The organism is Ktedonosporobacter rubrisoli, assembly GCF_004208415.1.
Taxonomy (GTDB): domain Bacteria; phylum Chloroflexota; class Ktedonobacteria; order Ktedonobacterales; family Ktedonobacteraceae; genus Ktedonosporobacter; species Ktedonosporobacter rubrisoli.
In genome coordinates, this window is record NZ_CP035758.1 from 4,874,742 (window position 1) to 4,897,573 (window position 22,832).

Annotated in this window: 23 protein-coding genes and 1 tRNA gene; 3 read left to right on the forward strand and 21 right to left on the reverse strand. The window is 50.7% G+C overall.

What is annotated here, in order from left to right:
- Positions 1-77: 77 nt before the first annotated feature.
- On the forward strand, positions 78-1,070 hold the full coding sequence (locus tag EPA93_RS21295) for an SDR family oxidoreductase (RefSeq protein ID WP_207229613.1): 993 nt from the start codon (positions 78-80) through the stop codon (positions 1,068-1,070).
- A gap of 57 nt (positions 1,071-1,127) precedes the next feature.
- Here the strand turns inward: EPA93_RS21295 and EPA93_RS21300 are convergent, their stop codons facing one another.
- Positions 1,128-2,132 (reverse strand): Gfo/Idh/MocA family protein, encoded by a 1,005-nt coding sequence (locus EPA93_RS21300; RefSeq protein ID WP_129889450.1) that lies wholly within the window; start codon positions 2,130-2,132, stop codon positions 1,128-1,130.
- Positions 2,133-2,217: 85 nt separating this feature from the next.
- Positions 2,218-3,336 (reverse strand): DegT/DnrJ/EryC1/StrS family aminotransferase, encoded by a 1,119-nt coding sequence (locus tag EPA93_RS21305; protein ID WP_129889451.1) that lies wholly within the window; start codon positions 3,334-3,336, stop codon positions 2,218-2,220.
- A 376-nt stretch (positions 3,337-3,712) separates the two neighbouring features.
- Here EPA93_RS21305 and EPA93_RS21310 point away from each other — a divergent pair, with 376 nt between their 5' ends.
- Positions 3,713-4,387, forward strand: coding sequence for a sugar transferase (locus EPA93_RS21310; RefSeq protein ID WP_165423300.1), 675 nt, complete (start codon positions 3,713-3,715; stop codon positions 4,385-4,387).
- 17 nt (positions 4,388-4,404) lie between these two features.
- Here the strand turns inward: EPA93_RS21310 and EPA93_RS21315 are convergent, their stop codons facing one another.
- The 10 genes from EPA93_RS21315 to aroB all read right to left on the reverse strand — a co-directional run bounded on the left by EPA93_RS21315 (position 4,405) and on the right by aroB (position 13,275).
- Positions 4,405-4,779, reverse strand: coding sequence for a GspE/PulE/PilB domain-containing protein (locus EPA93_RS21315; protein WP_165423301.1), 375 nt, complete (start codon positions 4,777-4,779; stop codon positions 4,405-4,407).
- A 514-nt stretch (positions 4,780-5,293) separates the two neighbouring features.
- Positions 5,294-6,037: a response regulator transcription factor gene (locus EPA93_RS21320; RefSeq protein ID WP_129889454.1), complete on the reverse strand. Its 744-nt coding sequence runs from the start codon at positions 6,035-6,037 to the stop codon at positions 5,294-5,296.
- A gap of 782 nt (positions 6,038-6,819) precedes the next feature.
- Positions 6,820-7,263 (reverse strand): divergent PAP2 family protein, encoded by a 444-nt coding sequence (locus EPA93_RS21325; protein WP_129889455.1) that lies wholly within the window; start codon positions 7,261-7,263, stop codon positions 6,820-6,822.
- Between the two features lie 29 nt (positions 7,264-7,292).
- On the reverse strand, positions 7,293-7,514 hold the full coding sequence (xseB, locus tag EPA93_RS21330) for an exodeoxyribonuclease VII small subunit (protein WP_129889456.1): 222 nt from the start codon (positions 7,512-7,514) through the stop codon (positions 7,293-7,295).
- A gap of 163 nt (positions 7,515-7,677) precedes the next feature.
- Positions 7,678-8,910, reverse strand: a complete 1,233-nt coding sequence (gene xseA, locus EPA93_RS21335; RefSeq protein WP_129889457.1) for an exodeoxyribonuclease VII large subunit — start codon at positions 8,908-8,910, stop codon at positions 7,678-7,680.
- Positions 8,911-8,915: 5 nt separating this feature from the next.
- Positions 8,916-9,425, reverse strand: coding sequence for an acetyl-CoA carboxylase biotin carboxyl carrier protein (locus EPA93_RS21340; RefSeq protein ID WP_129889458.1), 510 nt, complete (start codon positions 9,423-9,425; stop codon positions 8,916-8,918).
- A 59-nt stretch (positions 9,426-9,484) separates the two neighbouring features.
- Positions 9,485-10,042: an elongation factor P gene (gene efp, locus EPA93_RS21345; protein ID WP_129889459.1), complete on the reverse strand. Its 558-nt coding sequence runs from the start codon at positions 10,040-10,042 to the stop codon at positions 9,485-9,487.
- A 12-nt stretch (positions 10,043-10,054) separates the two neighbouring features.
- Entirely contained in the window at positions 10,055-11,158 is a 1,104-nt protein-coding gene (locus EPA93_RS21350) for a M24 family metallopeptidase (RefSeq protein WP_129889460.1), read from the reverse strand.
- Positions 11,159-11,605: a type II 3-dehydroquinate dehydratase gene (gene aroQ / locus EPA93_RS21355; RefSeq protein WP_207229615.1), complete on the reverse strand. Its 447-nt coding sequence runs from the start codon at positions 11,603-11,605 to the stop codon at positions 11,159-11,161.
- A gap of 5 nt (positions 11,606-11,610) precedes the next feature.
- Entirely contained in the window at positions 11,611-13,275 is a 1,665-nt protein-coding gene (gene aroB, locus EPA93_RS21360; RefSeq protein WP_129889461.1) for a 3-dehydroquinate synthase, read from the reverse strand.
- Positions 13,276-13,455: 180 nt separating this feature from the next.
- Between aroB and EPA93_RS21365 the strand changes: the two genes are divergently transcribed.
- Positions 13,456-13,529: transfer RNA gene (locus tag EPA93_RS21365), tRNA-Val, on the forward strand.
- A gap of 51 nt (positions 13,530-13,580) precedes the next feature.
- Here EPA93_RS21365 and ispG read toward each other — a convergent pair.
- The 9 genes from ispG to tsf all read right to left on the reverse strand — a co-directional run bounded on the left by ispG (position 13,581) and on the right by tsf (position 22,697).
- The gene (ispG, locus tag EPA93_RS21370; protein ID WP_129894603.1) at positions 13,581-14,855 is read right to left on the reverse strand and encodes a flavodoxin-dependent (E)-4-hydroxy-3-methylbut-2-enyl-diphosphate synthase; all 1,275 of its coding nucleotides are present in this window, start codon (positions 14,853-14,855) and stop codon (positions 13,581-13,583) included.
- Positions 14,833-16,044 (reverse strand): M50 family metallopeptidase, encoded by a 1,212-nt coding sequence (locus tag EPA93_RS21375; RefSeq protein ID WP_129889462.1) that lies wholly within the window; start codon positions 16,042-16,044, stop codon positions 14,833-14,835. The genes ispG and EPA93_RS21375 overlap by 23 nt, the downstream gene beginning before the upstream one ends.
- A 591-nt stretch (positions 16,045-16,635) precedes the next feature.
- Positions 16,636-17,811: a 1-deoxy-D-xylulose-5-phosphate reductoisomerase gene (gene dxr, locus EPA93_RS21380; RefSeq protein ID WP_129889463.1), complete on the reverse strand. Its 1,176-nt coding sequence runs from the start codon at positions 17,809-17,811 to the stop codon at positions 16,636-16,638.
- Positions 17,812-18,114: 303 nt separating this feature from the next.
- Positions 18,115-18,375 (reverse strand): phosphatidate cytidylyltransferase, encoded by a 261-nt coding sequence (locus EPA93_RS51020; RefSeq protein ID WP_129889464.1) that lies wholly within the window; start codon positions 18,373-18,375, stop codon positions 18,115-18,117.
- Positions 18,288-19,055, reverse strand: coding sequence for a phosphatidate cytidylyltransferase (locus EPA93_RS21390; protein WP_129889465.1), 768 nt, complete (start codon positions 19,053-19,055; stop codon positions 18,288-18,290). The genes EPA93_RS51020 and EPA93_RS21390 overlap by 88 nt, the downstream gene beginning before the upstream one ends.
- A 176-nt stretch (positions 19,056-19,231) precedes the next feature.
- Positions 19,232-20,011: a polyprenyl diphosphate synthase gene (gene uppS, locus EPA93_RS21395; RefSeq protein ID WP_207229616.1), complete on the reverse strand. Its 780-nt coding sequence runs from the start codon at positions 20,009-20,011 to the stop codon at positions 19,232-19,234.
- A 599-nt stretch (positions 20,012-20,610) separates the two neighbouring features.
- The gene (gene frr, locus EPA93_RS21400) at positions 20,611-21,168 is read right to left on the reverse strand and encodes a ribosome recycling factor (protein ID WP_129889466.1); all 558 of its coding nucleotides are present in this window, start codon (positions 21,166-21,168) and stop codon (positions 20,611-20,613) included.
- Between the two features lie 176 nt (positions 21,169-21,344).
- Positions 21,345-22,079, reverse strand: a complete 735-nt coding sequence (gene pyrH / locus EPA93_RS21405) for a UMP kinase (protein ID WP_129889467.1) — start codon at positions 22,077-22,079, stop codon at positions 21,345-21,347.
- A 21-nt stretch (positions 22,080-22,100) separates the two neighbouring features.
- Positions 22,101-22,697 (reverse strand): elongation factor Ts, encoded by a 597-nt coding sequence (gene tsf, locus EPA93_RS21410; protein WP_129889468.1) that lies wholly within the window; start codon positions 22,695-22,697, stop codon positions 22,101-22,103.
- Between the last annotated feature and the right edge of the window lie 135 nt (positions 22,698-22,832).

Sequence of the window (22,832 nt, forward strand, 5' to 3'; positions counted from 1 at the left end):
CTCGCTAAGTAAAGCAAGGCCACATGCCGATATTTCTCAGCATAATAACGATCCAATCATCAGTAAAGAAAGGGGTAATGCGCAATCTCTCTCGCTTGAGAGCATTGCGTACAGCATATATGGCAAAAGCAAAATATCTCGTCACTGGAGGTGCGGGCTTTATTGGCTCTCATATCGCCGAAACGCTCCTGAAACAAGGTGAAGCGGTACGCATTCTTGACAATATTGCCACCGGCCGCCAGGCTAATCTTGAAGCTTTAAGAGAGTATGCCGAACGGGTGGAATTTATCGATGGCGATATTCGCGACGCCAAACTCGTACGCACAGCAGTAGAAGGCACAGAAGTTGTATTCCACCAGGCAGCTCTAGCCTCGGTCCCGCGCTCTATCGCCGATCCTGTTGCTTCGCTAGAGACCAACATCAACGGCACCCAAAACGTGCTGCTGGCTGCCCGCGATGCCGGTGTACGGCGAGTCGTCTATGCCAGCTCCTCGTCAGTCTATGGCAATACGCCAACCTTGCCCAAACATGAAGAGATGCCAACCGCACCGATGTCGCCCTACGCTGTACAAAAGCTTACTGGAGAATTATTATGCGGGGTATTCACCCGTATCTACGGACTTGAAACCGTCGCCCTACGCTACTTCAATGTCTTTGGACCCCGACAAGATCCCGCCTCAGAATACGCGGCAGTGATTCCACGCTTTATCACTGCGCTGCTAGAAAAGCGCCGCCCGATAGTCTTTGGGGACGGAGAACAGACCCGCGACTTTACCTATGTAGAGAATGTGGTCCAGGCCAATTTACTGGCCGCCACGGCTCCGGCAGCGTCAGGGGCCGCTATGAATGTTGGTTGCGGAGATCAGATCTCGCTGAATAGTGTCTTGCAGATTGCCGGGGATTTGCTGGGCGTACGGGTTGATGCCGAATATCGCGAGCCACGAGCGGGAGATGTGCGGGATAGCCTGGCCGATATCAGCAAAGCGCAGCGCTTGTTAGGATATAAGCCAACTGTCGACTTCCGCGAAGGATTGGCGCGCACTATTCGCGCCCTGGAGGCAGGTAGATAGAAAGTCTCAGCGTTTCAAGCCGGGGATGAGCAGCTAACAGCTCATCCCCAATATTTATTATTGTACTGTGACCGTTGCACTCACGCGCTCCTGCCGCTCCAATGCTTCTTGCACCGCAGCCAGAACCTGCACAACTGCCAGACCAACCTCGCCGCTAGCGCGCGGGGGCCGACCAGTACGAATCGCTGTAGCGAAATCCTCGCACTCCAAGCGCAAGGGCTCCATCCAATCGATATGTGGGATAGTGATAGCGCCTAGGCGATACGAAACCACAGGGTCCGCATGCACATCTGCGCCCTTGTTATAAATCTTCACCATCTCAGCCGGATTGGTATCATCGTAGACAACCATCCGCGCATCGCCAATGATCGTCACCCGACGCACTTTACAAGGGTGCAGCCAGCTTACATGTACGTGCGCAGTCATGCCATCGGCAAACTCAAGATCCAGGTGAGCGATATCATGAATGCGCGACTGAAGATGAGCGTGAGCCTGCACCTTTACCTGTTCCGGCTTCTTGCCAAACAGATAGAGGAGTATCGAAACATCATGGGGAGCAAGGTCCCAAATGACATTAATATCGTTGCGAAATAGGCCCAGATTCAAGCGCTCCGTCTCAACAGAGAAAATCTTGCCAAGATCGCCACTCTGCACCAGCTTACGCAGCTCATTGACGGCAGGGCTATATTCAAAGGTATGCCCCACCATTAAGACGAGCTTCTTCTCCCTGGCCAACTCAATCAGCTCTTCAGCTTCAGCGACAGAGGTGGTAAGAGGTTTTTCTACCAGGACATGCTTGCCGTGCAATAGCGCCTGCTTAGCGAGTTGATAATGAACTCGAACAGGGGCCGCAATCACCACAGCATCCACATCTGAGCGAAAGATATCCTCAGGCAGAGTAGTCGTATGTATCCACGGCTGATGTAAGGATATTGAAGCAAGACGATTTTTATCTGTATCAGCTACCATCGCCACAGAGACACGAGGCAAACCTTCAAGATTACGTGCAATCTTGGGTCCCCAATATCCCCAGCCGATGATTCCAAAGCGTAGATCGGCCATACCAGGTACATTCCTTTTACATTTTCAATAAAACGCATTCAACAACTTATGCCATCAAGGAACACAACATCACAGGCAAACACCACTACATTTTCTTTACACCGGCTAGCACATTTTTCTTCACAGCGGCCACAACCAATTGGAGCTGTTCCTCAGTTAATTCAGGGTACATAGGCAACGAAACTATATGTTCAGCCGCGCGCTCCGTAACTGGCAGCATGCCCTTTTCATAGCCATAAATCGAGCAGGCGGGCTGCAGATGGATAGGAATAGGATAATGCACATTTGTCTCTATTCCTTCTTTGGCCAGAGCCTCGCGAAACTGATCTCGTGCTGGCACCTGTATCACATAATAACAATAAACATGTGTCCCCCAGGGTCGCGTCACAGGAACCGCCTCTACCACATCTTGTAACAGTTCAGCATAGCGCTGCGCATGGGCCTGACGCGCGGCATTCCACTGATCGAGGTAAGGCATCTTGATGAGCAGCACAGCGGCTTGCATTTCGTCAAGGCGTGCATTCACCCCCATCAATTCATGCTTATAGCGAATACGCGAACCATGGTCACGTATCATACGCATCCTCTCGGCCAGAGAGCTATCGTTGGTTGTGCAGATGCCAGCCTCACCAAAGGCGCCTAAATTTTTGCTGAAATAGAGGCTGAAGCAGGCAATATCCCCAAAGCTCCCAACCCGTTGGCCTTGATATGTCGCACCATGAGCCTGGGAAGCATCCTCAATCACCTTCAAGCCATGCGCACGAGCAAAATCAAGCACTGGCTGCATCTCCACGGCATGCCCAAAGAGATGCACAGGCAAAACAGCGCGCGTACGCGGCGTCAGCACCTGCTCTAATTGTTGCCAATCCATCAGGTATGTTTCGGGATCGATATCAACAAAAACCGGCCTGGCCCCCACAGCAGCAATCGCTTCTATAGTAGCGATGAAGGTATTGGACACAGTAATCACTTCATCCCCAGGGCCTATCTCGCACGCACGTAAAGCCAGGATAAGAGCATCTGTCCCTGACGACACTCCTACCCCATACTGGCATTCACAATACGCGGCAAAGTCACGCTCAAAGGCCTGTACACGCGGCCCCAAGAACAGGCGCATGCTATCAAGCACTTCCTCAAAAGCCGCCATAATCTCCGGCTTGAGCTTGAGGTACTGTGCGCGCAAATCGACCAGAGGCACTTGCATAGATGGCACCACTCCTTAATCTTCTAAAACCATTAGATACAAACTGTTCCCAACACTCACATAGTAACACCCGCAAGTGCTAGTAAAATGAATGGGCCGGTGTAGGATAGGTGAAACTGCGTCTAAGAGGTAGAGAAATTTCCTCCATGCCCTGAAAAAGTTCTACTATGAAAAGGGGATAGCTTAAAGGACAGGCATTATACTACCAGCAAGAAAACTCACATTTTTAACACCTTTCCCCCTACTCTTTACCATATCTCTATAAGAATCCTCACCGATTATACACCGGGATAGACTACACTGAATTTGGAAGCTGTCTGAAGAGATGCCCCAGACAAAAGGCACTCTCTCTAACCTGCAATTGGGGAGGGATAATATGGTCGTTCAGTCAGAACCTATTCAAACAATAAGTATCGACCCAAAATATCTACAAGCCAAACGCAAACTTGATATCATCTTTACGCTACTTGTCTCGCCCCTCGTTCTTCTTATAGGAGGCCTGGTAGCAATATTGATCAAGCTTGATTCAAAGGGCCCTGTCTTCTTTCGCCAGAAGCGTATAGGCCTCAACGGAGTCGAGTTTGAAATGCTCAAGTTTCGTTCTATGTATGTAAATAGTGATGATATCGAGCATCGTGAAAGAATCAAACAGTATATGAACGGCCAGAAACTTAACGCCAACGGAACGAGTGAGCTGGCCTATAAAAATGTCAATGATCCGCGCATTACGCGGGTAGGACGCTTTATTCGTAAAACAAGCCTTGATGAATTGCCCCAATTCTGGAATGTTCTGCAAGGCCAAATGTCTCTGGTCGGGCCACGCCCCCCTCTCCCCTTTGAGGTGGAGGAGTATACTCCGCACGACTGGCTGCGCCTCTCAGGTAAGCCAGGCTTAACCGGAACATGGCAGGTCTACGGTAGATCGCGCGTCACCTTTCAAAACATGGTTGAGATGGATATAGAATATCTACATGAGCAATCAATTTGGAAGGACTTGAAGTTCATTTTGCTGACGGTACCTGTGATGATTTCAGGCAAAGGGGGAGCCTGAGAAAGAATGCAAGGCGCTTAGCTTCTCTTAGCTTGGGTCGCTATAGACAGCAGTATCGAACGTGCCTGGACCAGGCGAGCCGGGGAAACTTGCCTCATCTCGTTGTGCCAGTCACGTTCTGCTCTCTCGATACGCCGCAGTAGCAAACGTATTCGAACAGGATCAACCAAGACCGGGAAGATCTCATATCCCGTCAACTTACTTAGCTGCTCAATGATACCAGTGACTTTCTGGTCTGCAATAGCCAGCGTAAGTCCTCCACGATCTTTGCCAATGACGATGCACTGATAGCGCTTCATGACTTTTAGCGGCAAAATACGCCAATATTGCGCCGATACACGCCTCAAGGTAAACAACCTGGGTATCTCGATACCTTGTACATCGTGTACCATACTCCACTGCATCCTTTCCATATCGCGCCAGAATCCCCCCATCATTTCTCGCTTGTCAAAACGTTTACGCATTAAAGTCCGCTCAAGCGCCACTCTGCTTATCCTTCCTTGCCCGTTTCGGCCCTCGCGCCTCTAGCCTGGTTTTTTGCCAGGTAGAAAACATAAATATTTTAGAGATCATCCTCCTCGTATACAGGCTGAGATTCAGGGAATTCTACAAATGCTCAGGTATCGAGGCCGGCCCTTACACATCACAATTAGAAGCTTCTATCAGACTAATTCGCCAACTTTTAATCTCAGCTAGAGGAGTACTACGCAAATCTATCCAGGTATATCTATCCTTCTAGTATGGAGAATAGCCCACCCATGTGTAGATATGATGATCATATACACAGAAATATGGTAGTAGAGAGGTGCAACAAGTAGAGATCTTTTCACTGCAACAATACACAAAAAAAGAAGAGCGCTACAAAATGCTCTTCTCTTCAGTTAAACTGTCTTGAAATACGTGCTCTTATAGAGAAACTATACGCAATGGGCGTTCCGGGCCATCATCCCCCTGCCCATCTTCTTCATTGCGACGCACCAGAGTATACCCCACCCCTGGCACGGTCAAAATATAACGCGGATTACCAGGATCAGGCTCGATTTTCTGACGCAAATGACGTATATGGGCTTTTATCAAGCCAGCATCTCCATCCCCATCATAGCCCCAGACATGAGTAACAATTTGGTTTGCAGTACATACATCATTCGCACTGATAGCAAGTAAATGCAATAATTTGCTTTCCGTAGGGGTCAAGCGCGCTGTTTTTCCATGAATAGTAACTTCATTATGCAGTGAATCAACACAAATGGGACCGACTGTCACAATAGAGGAAGGACGGCGCTCCAATGTGGAACGGGCGCGCCGACTGACAGCCCGAATACGCGCTAACAGCTGCGAAGGATAAAAAGGTTTGCGTAAATAGTCGTCAGCTCCTGACTCCAGGCAGCGGACTTCATCCTGTACATCTTTACCATCAGTAACTACCAATACCAGTGCATCATGTTTGGTACGCAGCTCACGGCACATTGCCAGTAAATCCACATCCTTTAGCGCTGTATCCATAATAACCAGGTCAGGTCTTTGCTCTATCCATTCAATCTTGGCCCGCTCTGCATTATACGCTCGATATACCTCATAACCTAATGTTTTCAGCCAACTGGTGAGCATCTCGACCAAATCACGGTCACTATCAATGACCAGTAACTTCATCGTGTCTCCTCTCTACCTATGCTGCTCTATGGCATTATGCGGCACACACACTACAAACGTCATCAGTTTTCATTACACTTAACATGTAATAGCAACAATTAGTTCAATGACCGATGTCTCTTATTATATCCTGTAAATTGGCAGTGAAAGACCTTTAACGCTGCCCTCAATCATGCCAGGAAAGAAAAGGAGTATCAATTACTATACTTTGCTGACAACTGCCAGAGGGTCCTGATAGTTATTCAGCCTGGCACTTTCCTGCTCGCCATGAAAAGATTTGCAAGTTAATTTCATTGGCGCACAGACCTCGACCTAACCCATTCCAGCACTGAGATCTGTCGTTTACAAGATTAAATAGCTATATACATATATATGTATTTTATTCTTAAGTTACAAACAGTACCATTTTCACCAAGTTATGTGCATACTCGCCGATGTAGAAGATAAAAACTTATCCGTAGTCGTAAGTAAAAGCGAGCACAGGCCCCATAGAAGTATCGGGCCCACGCACTGGCGGGAGCAACCTGATTACTATATGCTTGTGAGAGTGTTTGCATCTCATTCCCCTCTAAAGCATGTAACCCAGAAAGACGAGGATAGATTATGTAGTATCTTTCTCTGTAAGCTTGCCGTAGGATTAGACAAGGCTCCACAGTACTGTTCCTAGTATCTAGGAGATACTATAACGTATAGACATATAAATTGCAACTTGGCCAGGAGGTAATACCTCACAATTCCTATAGCACAAGCCTCCCTCTCAATGGCTCTAACAGGCATATTCATCAGGATGTAAGGAGCAAGCCAACGCCAATACCCAGCAATCCCCCGACCAGAACCTGTATAGGCGTATGTCCTATCAGCTCGCGTAGGCGTTTTTCCGCTATAGGGTGGCCCTGAAAAGCTTCGTCAATCATCTGATTAAGAATGCGAGCTTGAATGCTTACCGCGCGGCGCACGCCAGCCGCATCGTACATTACAATACAGGCCAGGACGACGGTAATGGCAAACTCGACCGAGCTTATGCCCACCATACGGCCCGTCGCCGTTGCCAGTCCTGTGACCAGGGCGGAATGTGAACTAGGCATTCCGCCCGATGAGGCAAGGCGGCTTAACACAAGCTTATGCTCCCGAAACAGCTCTAGCAAGGTCTTGCTGACTTGTGCTATGGCCCAGGCCACAAACGAGGCTATCAGGACACGGTTCTCAAACAATGGATTATTGAACATGTATTGTAAAGTATCTCCCCTCTCCCATCCTACAAGTCCAGGGGTTGCAACGATAATGTACCATCGCGATCAATACCAAGTTGTTGCACTGTCAGTTCCGCCTTCTGGAGAAGTTCATTACAATACTGGGCCAGGCTCACGCCTTTTTGGTAATGTTGTAATGCCTGATCAAGAGAAATATGCCCATCCTGTAAAGCCGCCACAGCCTCTTCGAGTTGTGCAAAGGCATCCTCAAATGATAGCTCTTCCATACTTCATCTCATCTCTGAATACATTATTGCTTTATCAGACCTCGTGTGACAAATGTGCCGCCCGCGGCGGAGGGAAGGAGGGAATGGGGCGCAATTCGCTAGCTCGCGGCGCCCCCTTGACCATCCTGCTGGTTTCACGCATCACCGAAACCTTGACAGATCATTATTGACGAACTTCAACGGGGATTAGACCATCCTGTACCTGAATGGTCAGTTTTTCGCCAGTATGCACCTGTTGCACGCCGGTTATCAGCGCTTGATCCGTGTCGCGCCTCACAACTGCATAGCCGCGCGCGATTGTAAGCAAAGGACTCAATGAATGTAGCTGACGTACCGTCCCTCGCAGACGCTCCCCATCTAGAGAGAGAAGATGCTGCATGCGCACTTGTAGGCGCTCTGTGGCCTCATCAAGCTGCTGCCTGCGACGATCGACAAGATTCATCGGGCTTGAGCGGGCCAGATCGCGCAGAGTACTCTTGAGCTGCTCTTGCCGCTCAAAGAGATGCTCTTCCATCAACGACTGCAATAAGTCTTGCTTTTCCTGTATCTCGCTCTGCCACTCCTCTATACTGGGTACGGCCGCGCTGGCGGCGGCTGTCGGCGTTGAGGCGCGATAATCCGCCACAAAATCAGCTATCGTAAAATCAGTTTCGTGACCAATCCCACTTATGACAGGAATACGAGAGCGAGCGATGGCGCGCGCCACCACCTCTTCATTAAACGCCCATAACTCCTCGATTGAGCCGCCACCGCGCCCGACAATCAACACGTCAGCCTCAGCATGCTCATTAAGCAAATCAATTGCGGCGGCAATCGCTGCCGGCGCCTCGGCTCCCTGCACCAGAGTGGGGGCCAGAATGACGCGCACCAACGGATAGCGCATGCGCAGAACACGCAGCATATCACGTAAGGCCGCAGCCTGTGGGGAGGTGACAATACCTATAACTGCCGGCTGTGAAGGTAACTCGCGCTTGCGCTCTCCATCAAACAGCCCTTCCGCAGCCAGGCGTTCCTTCAATTGCTCAAAACGTTTAAATAATTCGCCCTCTGTGCCTATTAATCTGACGCTCTCAACATAGATCTGTAGTTTTCCATCACGTTCATAGAAGGCAACTCGCCCGTTGACGGCTGCCGCATTACCATCTTGAAGCAGTGGCGCAGATGAACGCAGGCGCGCATTTTTAAAGAAAACGCAAGGTATCTGCGCATCCCCATCTTTCAGGGTAAAATAACAGTGGCCGGAGGCATAGACCTTACAGTTGGAGACTTCTCCCCACACCCAGATATTCTGCAAGACATCATTGACCTCTAAGAGTTCCTTGAGGTAGCGAGCAAGTTCTGAAACGCTAACGCCAGATAACATCTCAAGATCGTCAGATGAATAGGAGGGATGCATACAGCTTACGCCTCCTCAACTGGCTCAATCGTCATTAGCTGCTGGCCGTACTCGACTGCCTGCCCATCTTGCACATGGATCTCCACAATGCGCCCGGCGACCAGCGCCTCGACTTCATTAATGACGTTGAGCGACTGAATCGTCCCTACCAGTTGACCGACCTTAATGGTGTCTCCTACGGCAACCAGAGGTTTGCCTTTGGGTTTGGCCCAGCTATGAAAGATGCCGACAAGAGGCGCTGTAATCGTTTGCTTTGCCTCTGCTGGCTGCGCTGCTTCTGCTCCAGCCGCAGGTGAGGCTAGAACCTGGAACTCGCTGCTCTCTGGCGCCTTGGCCTTACGCAGTATCAGCTGCGTTCCTTCAGTAATACGCCTTACCTCTATCTCGGACACGTCGCTACTATCAAGCAAGCGGATGAGATGGCGGAGTTGCTCGATGCTTACCTGCTGAGCAACTCCGTGCTTTTCGGTAGAGACAGAGGCTACGTTATTGGAATGATGCATATTGCCGTCCATAACTACGCGACTCCGTTATTTTTATAAAATTTAGCTGTAAGGTTCATATGATATGAACCTTACACGCGCTCTACATAGGCGCCAGTACTCGTATTCACGCGAATAGAATCGCCTGTAGATATGAAGAGTGGCACCTGGACTACCAGCCCGGTCTCGGTAGTGGCTGGTTTCGTTCCACCTGTAGCCGTATCTCCCTTAAAGCCTGGCTCCGTATACGTCACTTGCAAAACAATTTTTTCTGGCAGTTCTACCGAAATTGGCTCTTCATCGAGACGCACAATATCCAGTTCCAGATTATCGATAAGATAGGCTTTGGCATCACCAAGCTGCTGCTCGGTAAGCACGATATCTTCATAGGTGCTTGTATCCATAAAATGGTACTGATTGCCTTCGGGGTACTGATAGGTAACCTTAGAGCGATCCAGGTATAAGCGCTTAAACTTTTCGCCAGCGTCACAGGTCCGCTCAAAAATTGCCCCTGTGCGCAGATTGCGCAATTTCATGCGCACAATCGCACCACCGCGACCTATCTTCACATGCTGCCATTCGATTATATTGCAGGGTTGACCTTCAAATTCAATTGCAAGATTTTTTTTGAGGTCTCCGGTAGATATCATTAAGTTTCTCCTTTAACGTTGAATCACCAGCGCTGTTGGTGACTGCGTTAATACTTCAGCCCCATCTTCGCTTAACGCAACGCAATCCTCGATGCGTACGCCACCCCAGCCGGGAATATAGACGCCGGGCTCAACCGTAACGACGCTTCCAGCGGGCAAAAGCATATCTTCGGGTGCCCTCTGAGAGAGGCTGGGAGCCTCGTGTATCTGCAAACCAACGCCATGCCCGGTGCTATGTACATAATACTCAGCCAGCTCCTTTTGGGCCAGGACATCGCGCGCCAGCGCATCGGCAGCTCGACCCGATATCCCCGCGTGTAGTCCTTGCTCACAGGTTTTCATAGCCTGAAGGACCGCATTATAGATCTCTAGCATGCGGGGCTCGGCCGGCTCTCCCAGACAAATAGTGCGCGTCATATCGGCACAATATCCCTTGTAACGAGCTCCCATATCAATGGTGATAAACTCACCGCGCTGGATCTGGCGCTCGCTGGCATGGGCGTGGGGCATCGAACTATTGGGGCCGGAGGCAACGATAGTGGTGAAGGATGGACCTTCCGCTCCCAGGCTTACCATCACACGCGAAATCTCCCATTGCACCTCTTTCTCGGTCAGGCCGGGTTGTATCCAGTCACAGACATGTGCAAATGTTTGATCGGTGATCGCAATGGCTCGCTTGAGCAGATCCAATTCGTAAGGTTGCTTGACCTGGCGTAGCTCCTCGATGTTGCTTTGGACAAAAGGCTGCAGCGTATAGCTGCCATTGCCTTCCTGGTTTAGCTTCTCGTACTCGGCATAACTGAGCCAATCAGCCTCAAAACCGATCTTTTTCCAGCCATACGTCCTTGCCAACTCGGCTATCCTGGCAGCATACTCGCGGGCAGGAGGAGTATCTATTTCCCAGCCTTTGGCCTCGTGCCCGGCCACCTCGGCATACAGAGCATTAGTGAGTAGAATTTGGTGCTGCTGATCCAGCAACAATGCTCCACCCTCTTCGCTATCCTCGTTTAGCCAGCCACAAAGATAGGCGCGATTCTGCAGATGCTTAACGAGAAAGGCGTCAAGGCCCTGCTCGGCTATCCAACGACGCAGTTGAGTAACACTTTCTTGGCTCATTTATGTATTTCCCTCGCGTAACAGTTCTAACAATCCATCCAGGGCCAGTAAATAGCCGCGCCAACCGAAGCCAGCGAGCTGCCCGCGACAAATTGCGGCAATGACTGAATGATGCCTGAACTCTTCTCGTGCATAAATATTGCTCAGGTGCACTTCAATGGTAGGAAGTTTCGCCGCTGCCAGGGCATCGCGCAGCGCGATCGAATAGTGGGTCAACGCTCCTGGATTGATAATGATGCCCTGCGCCTGAGAAGCATGCTGCTGGATGTAATCTATAAGAGCTCCCTCATAGTTGGACTGAAAGAAGCTAAGACTGGCTCCTGCAGCCTGCGCCCGCGTCTGTAGCTGCGCATGAATTTGTTCCAGGGTCATGGAGCCGTAAATGGCGGGTTCGCGTGTGCCTAAAGTATTAAGGTTGGGACCGTGCATTACCAGGATAGTCGGCACCTCTACTACCTCTTTTCTGCAAAAAATGTTGTCACGACCCGCTGCACTATCTCATCAGGCATAGGCGTAACTACTACTTCGCCGATATGACGTGGCATGACCCAGCGCACGCGTTTGCCAACTACTTTTTTATCCAGCTGTATCTTGGCCAGGATATCCCGAGCCTGCACATCTCCACGATAGGCAGTTGGCAGGCCTAGCTTCGCCAGTAAGGTATTCTGCCTTATGGCCTCGGCCGCCGAGAACATACCAGCTTCCTGAGCAAGCTGTGCTGCCGCTACCATACCTAGCGAAACTGCCTCGCCATGCAACCACTCTCCATAGCCTGAGACATTTTCCAGGGCATGGCCAATGGTATGCCCGTAGTTTAAAATGGCCCGGCGTCCCTGCTCACGCTCATCCTCTTCGATAACCGTTACTTTTAAATCGATGCAGCGCGCAATAATCTGACAGAGTAAAGCAGTGGGAGAATGATTGAAATCATGCAATACGTCCACATGCTTCTCTAGCAGGGCAAACAATTCAGCATCAAGTATGATACCATACTTTACAATTTCTGCCCATCCCTCTATGCGCTGGCGCGCAGGCAAGGTAAGCAATACCGCAGGATCGGCTAGCATCAAGCGGGGGTGATAGAAAGCGCCGATCAAATTCTTGCCCTTGGGATGATTAATCCCGCATTTACCGCCAATCGCCGAATCCACCTGCGCCAGTAAGGATGTGGGTATCTGCACCAGAGGGACGCCACGCAGATATGTTGCCGCTACATAGCCAACCAGGTCACCAACGACGCCACCACCCAGCGCAATAATGGCTTCACGGCGCTCGGCATACTGCTCTATCAGCCAGTCATAGAGGGCGTTAAGCTGTTGCTGGGACTTACTGGCTTCTCCAGCGGGTATCGTATACACATGGGGTTCAAAGCCGGCGTCAGTTAACTGTGTGATCAACCCGGGAACGTAGAGATCGTGGATATTACTATCGGTGACCATAAAAATGCGCGGCGGCAGCTGCAAACGCTTAAGATACGTTGCCAGTCTTCCAATTCCACCCCATTCAACTATCGCATCGTAACTATCTGGTCCCAACTGCACCCTGCGGACCATCGGCGCACCATCAGCACTTTCATCTATCTTGTTAAGCATAGCTACTATCTCCTGAACCACCTGTTCAGCACTCTTTCCCTGGGTCCGGCATACTAGCTCAGCTTCCTCATACCAGGGCATGCGAATAGCCAACAATTGCTGCAATCTGGCAAGGGGATCGGGGCCGGATAGCAAAGGGCGTTCTTCGGGCTTGTTGCCGTGAACCTGAGCCATTCGTTGCTGCTCCTGGAGGCGCACAAGAGCAACTTCCGGCTCGACATGCAAAAAGACTCGTATGCCAGAAGCTTTCATAAGCGCCCGATTCTCTGACCTCACCACAACGCCACCGCCAGTAGCAATCACAGCTCCTTGCGCCATTTGCGTAGCTTTTAACAATACACGACTCTCGCAGGTCCTGAAGTAGTCCTCACCATAACGAGTAAAAATGGTAGGAATACGCTCTCCACACTCCTCCTCAATGAGCATGTCTATATCAAGCAAGGGTTTGCCCAGCTTTTGAGCTAATAAGCTACCTACAGTGCTCTTACCGCTGCCTGAGAGTCCTATCAAAAAAACATGTTGCATAGCCGCTATTGTACCACGATTGATAAGCTTAATAGAGTCAACAAAAATACTTTTGCCAGCTTTCTGCAGCCCCGTTTCGTGGCAGCTAGAGAGACCTCATCAATTTCTAGGACTCGCTAAAAATATGCCGAAAAGGGGCTTGACAACCAGAGGGAGTAGTGCTATCATTATCGACGTCGAGGGCGATTAGCTCAGTTGGTTAGAGCGCCACGTTGACATCGTGGAGGTCACAGATTCGAGTTCTGTATCGCCCACTATTTAAAGGGTGGTTTCATATGAAACCACCCTTCTTTTCTATCCACTTCTTATGATTTGAGGATGGGAATGTTCATGCCCTCGTCACGCGTACGGTGCATTCCGGCAACGTCCTTAATTCCACCTTCCGGATATACCAGACTGGCTTCACGTGCCGGCAACAGGCTTGCCACCTCTTTCAAGACGGCATCAAGGAATTGATCCTCTGGCACTGTCCTAATCACCTGCCCTTTACGGAAGATCACTCCCTTACCTTTACCGCCCGCCAGGCCTACATCTGCGTCGCGCGATTCGCCAGGACCATTTACCACGCAGCCCATTACAGCTACATGGATGGGAGTCTGCACCTTTGCTAATCTCTTCTCAACCTCATTGGCAACGCTAATCACGTCAATCTCGACACGACCACACGAAGGACAGGAGACAAACGTAACACCACGATTGCGCAATTCGAGGGAGCGTAATATTTCAAAGGCCACCGGTATCTCTTCTTCAGGCTCGGCACTCAGGCTTACGCGTAGAGTATCGCCAATTCCCTCAGCTAGCAAAAGCCCCAGACCAACTGAGGACTTCACGGCGCCGGTAACCAGCGTTCCAGCCTCGGTAATGCCTAGATGGATGGGATAATCAGAGCGCTGGGAGAAGCGGCGGTAGGCTTCCACGGCCGTGAGGACTGTGGAGGACTTGAGAGAGACTGCGATCTCGTGAAAATCTAATTCCTCACACCAGCTAATATATTCAAGAGCTTTGCTTACCATGCGCTCAGCAAGCTGCTCCCGCTCTTTACGACGCGCCTCGGCAGGGTCGGTCTTTTCTAAGACACCATCCTCGCGCAGGCGCACCTGGATGCGCTGCATTTTTGCCCGCTGATCAAGCGCGTCAATTGAGCCAGAGTTCACCCCAATGCGCATAGCAATGCCGCGCTCTTTGACAGCAGCTACGATCTGCTCAAGCGATTTACGGCCATTGAGCAGATTTCCCGGATTAATTCGAACTTTATCGACACCCTGGCGCACGGCTTCTAAAGCCAGCTCGGGATTATAGTGTATATCAGCGACAAGTGGGATATGGATGCGCTTCTTAATCTCGCCAAGTGCCAGCGCATCTTCCATCTCAGGCACAGCCACACGCACGATTTCGCAGCCAACCTCTTCCAGCCGATAAATCTGGGCTACCGTACTCTCGATATCGCGCGTATAGGTTGTGGTCATAGATTGTACAGCAATAGGGGCATCGCCACCTACTGCCACATCGCCAACATGAATCTGTCGCGTTTTCCTTCGCATATGCAAATTACTCCGTTTAGCTTCCCCAGTGAATAACATCACTTACAGTGATCACAATCATCAGGGTCAGCAACAATGCCATACCAATCAGATTAATAATGCCTTCGCGCTCTGGCTTTAGACGCTTGCCACCGCGCAAGAGCTCAATAAAGATGAGCAGGATACGTCCGCCATCCAGAGCAGGAAATGGTAGAATATTTACGATTGCCAGGTTCAGGCTTAGCATAGCCGTCAAACTGAGTATTGGCCACCAGCCCAGATCAGGGACGGCCTGGGCTACCTGTCCAGTAATTTTTACAATTCCCACCGGGCCTACCAATTGCGGCTGTACAGCACCAATAAGCATCTTGCCAATCTGACTAATAAAATCGCGCGTCGTCGAGAGAGTTTGTCCTATTCCTTTGAACGGCGCCTGCCACAAAGGCACGCTGACAAAGGTCACCTTCTGCTCAACTCCCATATGCCCTTGCCCCGCTGGCGGATTTACCAGCGCATTCACCTGCATGGTAAACGGCTGAGCCAGCCCTTTGCGCTGCACAACTACCTTCAGGGGCATTGTTGCCTTGTCCCGGTTCTCAGCGGCTATCTTATTGACAACATTCACAAGGTCCGTGAAAAGATGCACAGGCTTTCCATCCACGCTGATGATCGTATCGTTGGTACGTAGCCCGGCCAGCGCAGCAGGGGAGCCAGGAACAACAGTTCCCAGAACAGGAGCAGAAACATAGTTTGGTTCACCCAGGCCATAAGCAATGGTAAAGAGCACCATCGCCAGGATAACGTTCATTGTGACACCGGCGACCAGCACAATCATCCGCCTGCCCGCAGACTTCGCCGCAAAGCTACGCGGATCGTAATGCCCCTCTTCATCCAGCGCATCACCATTCTCGCCAGGCATACGCACAAAACCACCGATCGGCAAAAGATTAATCGAATAGATAGTACGGTCCGGCTCCCCAGCAGCAGCCCTGCTTATTCCACCGCTCGTTCCATTTAGCGGTGTCTGTATACTCCCCCCTCCATCACTATCGCGACCTCGACCAAACCAGAATACTTCCCAACGCCCATTCTCTTGCCGGCGAAAACTGATCAACGTAGGAGGAAAGCCTAAACCAAATTCCTCCACCCGGATTCCAGCCCACTTTGCGGTAATAAAATGGCCAAATTCGTGTACGAGCACAAGCAGCCCAAATACAGGAATAGCAGCCAGCAAGAACCAGTTATTCATTCACTTTTTACCCTTTACCTGATCTAATTCCCTTACTTATATCACCCGGGCCAAACACTTACTAGCGCTTTGTCAAACGTCACTTGACAAGTGCGCCGCCTACGACGGCGAAGGGAAAGGGGGAAGCTGGGGCACAGCCCCAGGGCAAGGGCAACCAATCCGCTAGGTCGCGGCGCATCCGCTAGGTCGCGGCGCATCCGCTAGACCGCAGCGCCCCCTTGACAATCCCGCTGGTTCACCCATCATGTCAACTTTGATAGACCACTAGCCTTGATCGCCAGGCCTGACTAGTCTCCTTGTTCTGACCGCTTCGGTACTATCCAAACGAGGCGGAACAAAGCAAGGCCAAACTGCTCGCAGCAACACCCGCCCACAAGCACCGTGGTCTGGGCCCCTGGTGAACTTCACAACCCCACTCTTGAGTGAGAACTACAGAGTCTTGCGATTACCTCTCTACATAGATATGCAAACCCGCCGAGGAGCTTGCTCGCTTCTCCCTCTATGTTAATCATAAGCGCAAAGCATCTTTCTATGCCAGCGGCGATAAACCAAGCAAAGCTTGAGCGCTCTGCGCTCCTCCTTATCAAGGCCTCAGGATTGCGCCTTACACAAACTACGGGCCGTCTCACGCGCCCAGGCACAGACCTCAATGGTCTGCTCTACATCCGGCTCTTCACAGGGCTGGTGGCGCTCTAGCACAGCCTCGATAAGCTCTGCAATCTCAAGAAACCTGATTTTGCCATCTAAGAAGAGCTCAACTGCCTCTTCATCGGCTCCTACCAGAGCGCAGGGATAAGTCCCTCCTCGTTTGCCCGCCTCCAGAGCCAGCCGGAAGCATGGGAAGCGCTCCATCTCAAGCGGCGCAAAATTAAGTTTGCCAATTTCCGACCAGCGCAATGGGCGTATAAACTCGCGCTCAAGGCCGGGCAAGCGAGCGGGATAGGCTAGTGCATTCATAATTGGCAAATGCATACTGGGCAGACTTGCCTGCATCTTAATAGAGCCGTCAACAAATTCCACCATCGAATGCACAATGCTCTCCGGCTGGATGACGACCTCAATACGCTCAAACGGCACATCAAAGAGCCAGCGGGCCTCAAGCACCTCTAGCCCCTTATTCATCAACGTAGCCGAATCGATTGTTATCTTGGGACCCATACGCCAGGTAGGATGAGCAAGAGCCTGCTCAACAGTTACGGTCCGCAGTTGTTCCAGGGAAGCTGTCCGAAAAGGTCCTCCAGAAGCCGTCAACAACAAACGCTCTATTTCCTTGTTTTCCTCGCCGCGCAAGCATTGCCAGACGGCGCTATGCTCGCTATCCAGGGGCCAGATAGGCACGTTATTCTGGCGAGCTGCTTCCATTACCAGATGCCCGGCCATCACCAGTGTCTCTTTATTAGCCAAAGCAATAGTTTTTCCGGCCGCAATGGCAGCCAGGGTTGGCCTCAAAGCCAGCAATCCGGATGTAGCAACTACCACAATATCGACATCGGCATGCGTGGCCGCAGCCAGTAGACCTTGATCGCCAAGAATTGCTGTCGGCAAGAGAGAATGTGCCTTCTCTTTCACCTCTACATTATCAGCAAAACAGGCCACCAGCGCCGGTTGAAACTCCTGCATCTGCTGAGACAGTAATTCCACATTACTCCTGGCGGCAAGCGTGGTTACCTGAAATAGATCCGGGAATTGTCGTACAACATCCAGAGTTTGCCGACCAACCGACCCCGTGCATCCAAGCAAAGCAAGACGTCTAGGAAAAGTGCTCATAATCCACCAACCTATTGTTATTTATACAGATACACCACATCTGGCTTACTAAGCACCGCAAAGCGCGCCACCAGGATATAGCCATCGTTCATCTAGCAAAAAGCCAGGAAACGTTAATCTCATTTGCCTCCTACTTCAAAAAAGAAATATATTCGGGCACAACCTGCAGAGAATATACACATTACCTGCCAGGCATCGTGCACAAAGCACCATGCTCTTAGCTTATCAGGCCTGCTAGCCAGCGCCCGCCAGGCTTTTCATCTGCCGCAAACGATTCTCGCGCAGCATAGCCGGGGAGCGCAGCTAGATACCTATAAGCTGAGCGAATATAGTTACCACAATCACAGCAAAAACCAGGCTGTCAATGCGATCCAGGATACCTCCATGGCCGGGCATAATTTGCCCACTGTCCTTGACATGCGCCTGACGCTTTATCAAGGACTCGGCCAGATCCCCTAACACAGCAGCAGCACCAATCAAGATGCCCAGAATAACTGCCAGATACCAGGGAAGCCCCAAAGGCCGAACTGTGAGCAGCAGACTAGTGATAATTGAGAGTACCATTCCCCCGCCACCCCTTCCCAGGTCTTACCGGGGCTAATGCTGGGAGCCAGCTTATGGCGTCCGAGAAGGAGACCAGTAAAAAAGGCAGCTCCGTCAAATCCCCATACTCCCAGCAAAGCAAGAAACACCCACCAGGCGCCTCGCGGTATAACAATCCAGGGACTGGCAGAGAAATGCAACTCAACCGGCTCAAAACCTCGTAGCAACAGCAAGAAGCTCATCGGCCAGCCCAGATAAAGAGGAGTTGTTAGAGTAAGCGCCCAATCAATCACAGCCCCATCCAATTGCTTGCGGAAAAAGAGGCAGATAAACGTACCAAACATCGCAGCGCCCAGCCCCACTTCAAGGATCAACAAGCGGTACTGAGGTAACATACCCGCTAAAAGGAACAGGCCGCCTAAGCCAAGGCTAATCCAGAAGAATGGCCGATAGCCTGCATGGAGCAGCATGTTATGTAATTCCAGTATGCCCAGAGCAACAACTAGAAATGCTCCCGCAAAGGCTACCCATCCTCCGAACCACACAATCGCCAGAACAATAGGTATCGCGACCGCGGCCGTCAACCAGCGCTGAACAATAGATTGGCCTTGCGTTCGTTTAGGTCCAGGTGCATCTGATTGTATCTTCTTTTCACTCGCGCCTTGCAAACAATTCACGTAAGCGTCATCGGCCTCTGTCATGAGCACGCCAGAGCGACGACACTACTCCTTTCGCATAACGATGATTACGGCCTGTCACGCGTTAAGAGCTTCGCAAGGGTAGCGTCACAGACCATTATGCCTGCACACACAAAGTAGGACGGTCGGAAAAACCGCCCTACACCATTATATTTCATAGAAGTACACCTCTGTGGACCCTACGAAGCCACAAGACGCCCGAAACGCCGTTGACGCTGGCGATAACTATTTAATGCTGCAAGTAGATCCTCATGTCCAAAATCTGGCCAGAGCGTGGACGTAGCATAATACTCACTGTAGGCAGATTGCCAGAGCAAGAAATTACTCACGCGCATCTCACCGGCCGTACGAATTACGAGATCAGGATCGGGCAGATCGCGAGTATACAAATAGGAGCTAATCAATTCTTCGTTAATCACCTCTGGATCTTTGCCGTCAGCAATGATCTGGCGAATAGCATCCACAAGCTCTGCACGACCACCATAATTAAAGCAAACATTCAGGCTAATGCGTGTATTGTTGCGAGTTAACTCTACAGAATCGAGGATAGCTTTTTGAATATCAGGAGAAAGATCCTGCAAACGACCCAGATGGCGCAGGCGCACTCCATCCCTATGCAGTTTCTCTAAATCTGAGCGGATAGTCTCCCAGAAGAGGCGCATAAGCCCATCGACTTCCGCTCGTGGCCTACCCCAGTTCTCTGTCGAAAAGGCATAGACGCTAAGCATTTCAATATTTTCGTCGGCAGCACATTCAACAACGCGCCGTAAAGCACTGACGCCAGCTTTATGGCCAGCCAGGCGTGGTAGATGCCTCTTCGTGGCCCAACGCCCATTACCATCCATGATAATAGCGATGTGACGCACCAGACTTTCTGGCTCTGTGGGCGCGATGGGGGCCGGTTGGGCAGATTCGTTACCTTTCCTTTTCGACGAAAAGAGCTTTTGCATCCTGGTCAAGGTTAGACCTCACTTTTTCTATCTACATCCTTATATCCAACAACGATTCATATCGGGTTTTACCATATTGCTTGCCTGCTGATGGATAACGGGACCAGATGAGCAGCATATCCGCTTCACCAGTCCAACAACAAGTAACATTCCCAATACTCAGGATAAATGCATACCTCGGTCCATATGCCTGGATTAGCTACCAGTGTTTTTAGCAGACCTGTTTCTTGTGATGAGTATGGTGAGCCCTGGAGCACTATCGATTACAGCTCTGACCAGAGCTACTGAAGCCAAAAATAGAAAACACTGAAATGTGAGCTTCGGCCCCAGATCCCTCCCAGGGGGTACACCTTTTTTTGCCATATGTCGCAAGCTTGAGTAGCGCCTGGATACAAGTGTAGCAAAGCACGCCAGCTTTGACGATGTTGCAGGGACTTGACAATTATGCTTTATCTCCCAAACATGATAAGGGGCAAGAGGCGTAGCAGGTTATTTATGATTGGGGCTGAGCAGAAGAGTACAGCTACCGTCAGGTGAGCCGAGCCGATGTAGTCAAAAGCACCGTCCCCGGCCCACTAGAAATCTATAAAAGGCTAAGCTAGAACGCCTTAGACCTCCCGGATTTCCTCCTCCTTGGTCTTTCCGACCTTCTCCATTTCGTCAATATAGCGGTCAGTCAGCTTCTGCAGGCGATCTCCACTACGTTTAAACTCGTCCTCGGAGATTTCCTTCTTTTTCTCGCGATCACGCAATTTATCCTGCACATCACGCCGGACATTACGAACAGCTACCTTATGTTCATCGAGCTTCTTGTGAAGCGTCTTCACAAGATCGCGCCTTCTCTCTTCATTCATCGGTGGGATATTGAGGCGAATCACCTGACCATCGTTATTAGGGTTAATACCCAGATCAGACTTCTGAATGGCCTTCTCAATATCTGACAACATTTTCTTATCCCACGGCTGAATGATTAACAAACGAGCTTCTGGAACCGAGATCGTTGCCACCTGATTAATTGGAGTAGGAGTTCCATAGTAATCGACGTTGATGCGCTCAAGCAGAGCAGAACTGGCACGCCCCGCACGAATAGCGCCGAGGTCCTGCTTAAGAGCCCCAACAGCCTTTTGCATGCGTCGTTCCGCGTCCTCAAATAAATCAGCAGTCATCAAAATACCCCTTTCCATAAGGTGCCAAAAGCGCACCCCAAAACGGGACAGACGATAGAAGGGAGTGCATATTTGCACCCAGGTACACTTTTCACCGGGCCTCCCAGCATATATGGATAAACGTTCCCCAGGCGTGCAGAGCAAAGGCCTTACTCTAATAGCCTGGAGCGCCGCTATCAGGCAAGTTCTTTATCCACCTCACTAACCAGTGTACCACACTTCGCTCCGCGCATGATGGCTTCTAATGCCCCTTCTTGCTGCATATTAAACACGATAATGGGCATTTTGTTGTCTTTACAGAGCGAGAGCGCCGTACTATCCATAACCTTAAGTCCCATATTTAAAGCCCGCATATAGCTCAACTCTTCAAATTTATGGGCATAGGGATTATGCACAGGGTCATCATCATAGATACCATCCACTTTGGTCGCTTTGAGCAAGACTTGTGCGTTTAGCTCCACAGCGCGCAGAGCGGCGGCGGTATCCGTCGTAAAAAACGGATTCCCGCTGCCCGCGGCAAGAATTACCACACGCCCCTTTTCCAGATGGCGCTCCGCCCTGCGACGAATAAATGGTTCAGCGACAGGGGGCATTTCTATGGCAGTCTGTACTCGTGTGACCATGCCGAGCTTTTCCATAGCATCCTGCAGGACCAGCGAATTCATCACAGTTGCAAGCATGCCCACATAATCGGCAGTGGCTCGGTCTATCCCAGTAGCAGCCGCATATGCGCCTCGCCACATGTTGCCGCCGCCAACGACCATCGCAATCTCTACACCTAAATTGTGAACCCGCTTGACCTCGCTGGCAATACGCCGCACTGTCTCAGCATCGATGCTATTGCCTTGAGCGCCAAGAGCCTCACCACTTAATTTCAGGAGAATACGCCTATACTTTAATTCGGCTACCATAGAAACTCCCTATACGCTCCACTACTCACCCAGTTTGAAGCGACTGAAGCGGCGCACAACAATGTTTTCTCCGGTCTCGGCGATTGCCTTGCGCACAAGATCCCCAATCACTACCGATTCATCTTTTACCCAGGGCTGCATCAAGAGAACCTGCGAACCCAGCATTTTCTTGAGCTTGCCCTCAATGACTGCCTCACGCTTATCTGCTGGCACGCGTGCCATCGAAGGATCTTCCAGGATATTCTTGCGGGCCTCTTCTATGATAGCAGCCGGCACATCTTCGTAGCTCACATATGTAGGCGCCACACCAGCGATCTGTAATGCGAGCTCGCTGGCCAGCTGGCGGAAGCTTTCACTGCGCGCTACAAAATCGGTTGAACAATTTAGCTCAAGCAGCACGCCTACGCTATGATTATGGTGGACATAGGAAAACACGCCACCCTCTTTGGTCTCGCGACCTGCCGTGATCATCTTTTCAGCTTTGCGGCTACTCTTGGCCTCAAGAAATTTGACTGCTCCGTTCCAATCCGCGGCATCGGTCAGCGCGGCCTTACAGTCAGCAAAAGTTGCTCCGGTCTCTTCGCGCAACTTTTTCACATCGGCTGCCGTAAACTCCATTACGTATTTCTCCTCAATCTTATTTTATTTATTTTTACTCAGCATCGATGGCAGCACAACTATCTCTGTCCACCTTCTCTGGTTTCTGAGTGTTCTTCTCTCTGCTGACAGCTCTCTATACTAGCTATCGTGGGA

Coding starts and splice junctions, on each gene's coding strand:
- EPA93_RS21300 (WP_129889450.1), bottom strand. CDS start 2,132: ATGGCCGATCTACGCTTTGGAATCATCGGCTGGGGATATTGGGGACCC.
- xseA (WP_129889457.1), bottom strand. CDS start 8,910: ATGCATCCCTCCTATTCATCTGACGATCTTGAGATGTTATCTGGCGTT.
- dxr (WP_129889463.1), bottom strand. CDS start 17,811: ATGAGCACTTTTCCTAGACGTCTTGCTTTGCTTGGATGCACGGGGTCG.
- EPA93_RS21325 (WP_129889455.1), bottom strand. CDS start 7,263: ATGTTCAATAATCCATTGTTTGAGAACCGTGTCCTGATAGCCTCGTTT.
- EPA93_RS21340 (WP_129889458.1), bottom strand. CDS start 9,425: ATGGACGGCAATATGCATCATTCCAATAACGTAGCCTCTGTCTCTACC.
- EPA93_RS21320 (WP_129889454.1), bottom strand. CDS start 6,037: ATGAAGTTACTGGTCATTGATAGTGACCGTGATTTGGTCGAGATGCTC.
- frr (WP_129889466.1), bottom strand. CDS start 21,168: ATGACTGCTGATTTATTTGAGGACGCGGAACGACGCATGCAAAAGGCT.
- EPA93_RS21295 (WP_207229613.1), top strand. CDS start 78: ATGCGCAATCTCTCTCGCTTGAGAGCATTGCGTACAGCATATATGGCA.
- EPA93_RS21390 (WP_129889465.1), bottom strand. CDS start 19,055: ATGACAGAGGCCGATGACGCTTACGTGAATTGTTTGCAAGGCGCGAGT.
- ispG (WP_129894603.1), bottom strand. CDS start 14,855: ATGTTATTCACTGGGGAAGCTAAACGGAGTAATTTGCATATGCGAAGG.
- EPA93_RS21350 (WP_129889460.1), bottom strand. CDS start 11,158: ATGAGCCAAGAAAGTGTTACTCAACTGCGTCGTTGGATAGCCGAGCAG.
- EPA93_RS21310 (WP_165423300.1), top strand. CDS start 3,713: ATGGTCGTTCAGTCAGAACCTATTCAAACAATAAGTATCGACCCAAAA.
- aroB (WP_129889461.1), bottom strand. CDS start 13,275: ATGCAACATGTTTTTTTGATAGGACTCTCAGGCAGCGGTAAGAGCACT.
- tsf (WP_129889468.1), bottom strand. CDS start 22,697: ATGGAGTTTACGGCAGCCGATGTGAAAAAGTTGCGCGAAGAGACCGGA.
- EPA93_RS21305 (WP_129889451.1), bottom strand. CDS start 3,336: ATGCAAGTGCCTCTGGTCGATTTGCGCGCACAGTACCTCAAGCTCAAG.
- pyrH (WP_129889467.1), bottom strand. CDS start 22,079: ATGGTAGCCGAATTAAAGTATAGGCGTATTCTCCTGAAATTAAGTGGT.
- efp (WP_129889459.1), bottom strand. CDS start 10,042: ATGATATCTACCGGAGACCTCAAAAAAAATCTTGCAATTGAATTTGAA.
- EPA93_RS21375 (WP_129889462.1), bottom strand. CDS start 16,044: ATGAATAACTGGTTCTTGCTGGCTGCTATTCCTGTATTTGGGCTGCTT.
- EPA93_RS21315 (WP_165423301.1), bottom strand. CDS start 4,779: ATGGTACACGATGTACAAGGTATCGAGATACCCAGGTTGTTTACCTTG.
- xseB (WP_129889456.1), bottom strand. CDS start 7,514: ATGGAAGAGCTATCATTTGAGGATGCCTTTGCACAACTCGAAGAGGCT.
- EPA93_RS51020 (WP_129889464.1), bottom strand. CDS start 18,375: ATGGTACTCTCAATTATCACTAGTCTGCTGCTCACAGTTCGGCCTTTG.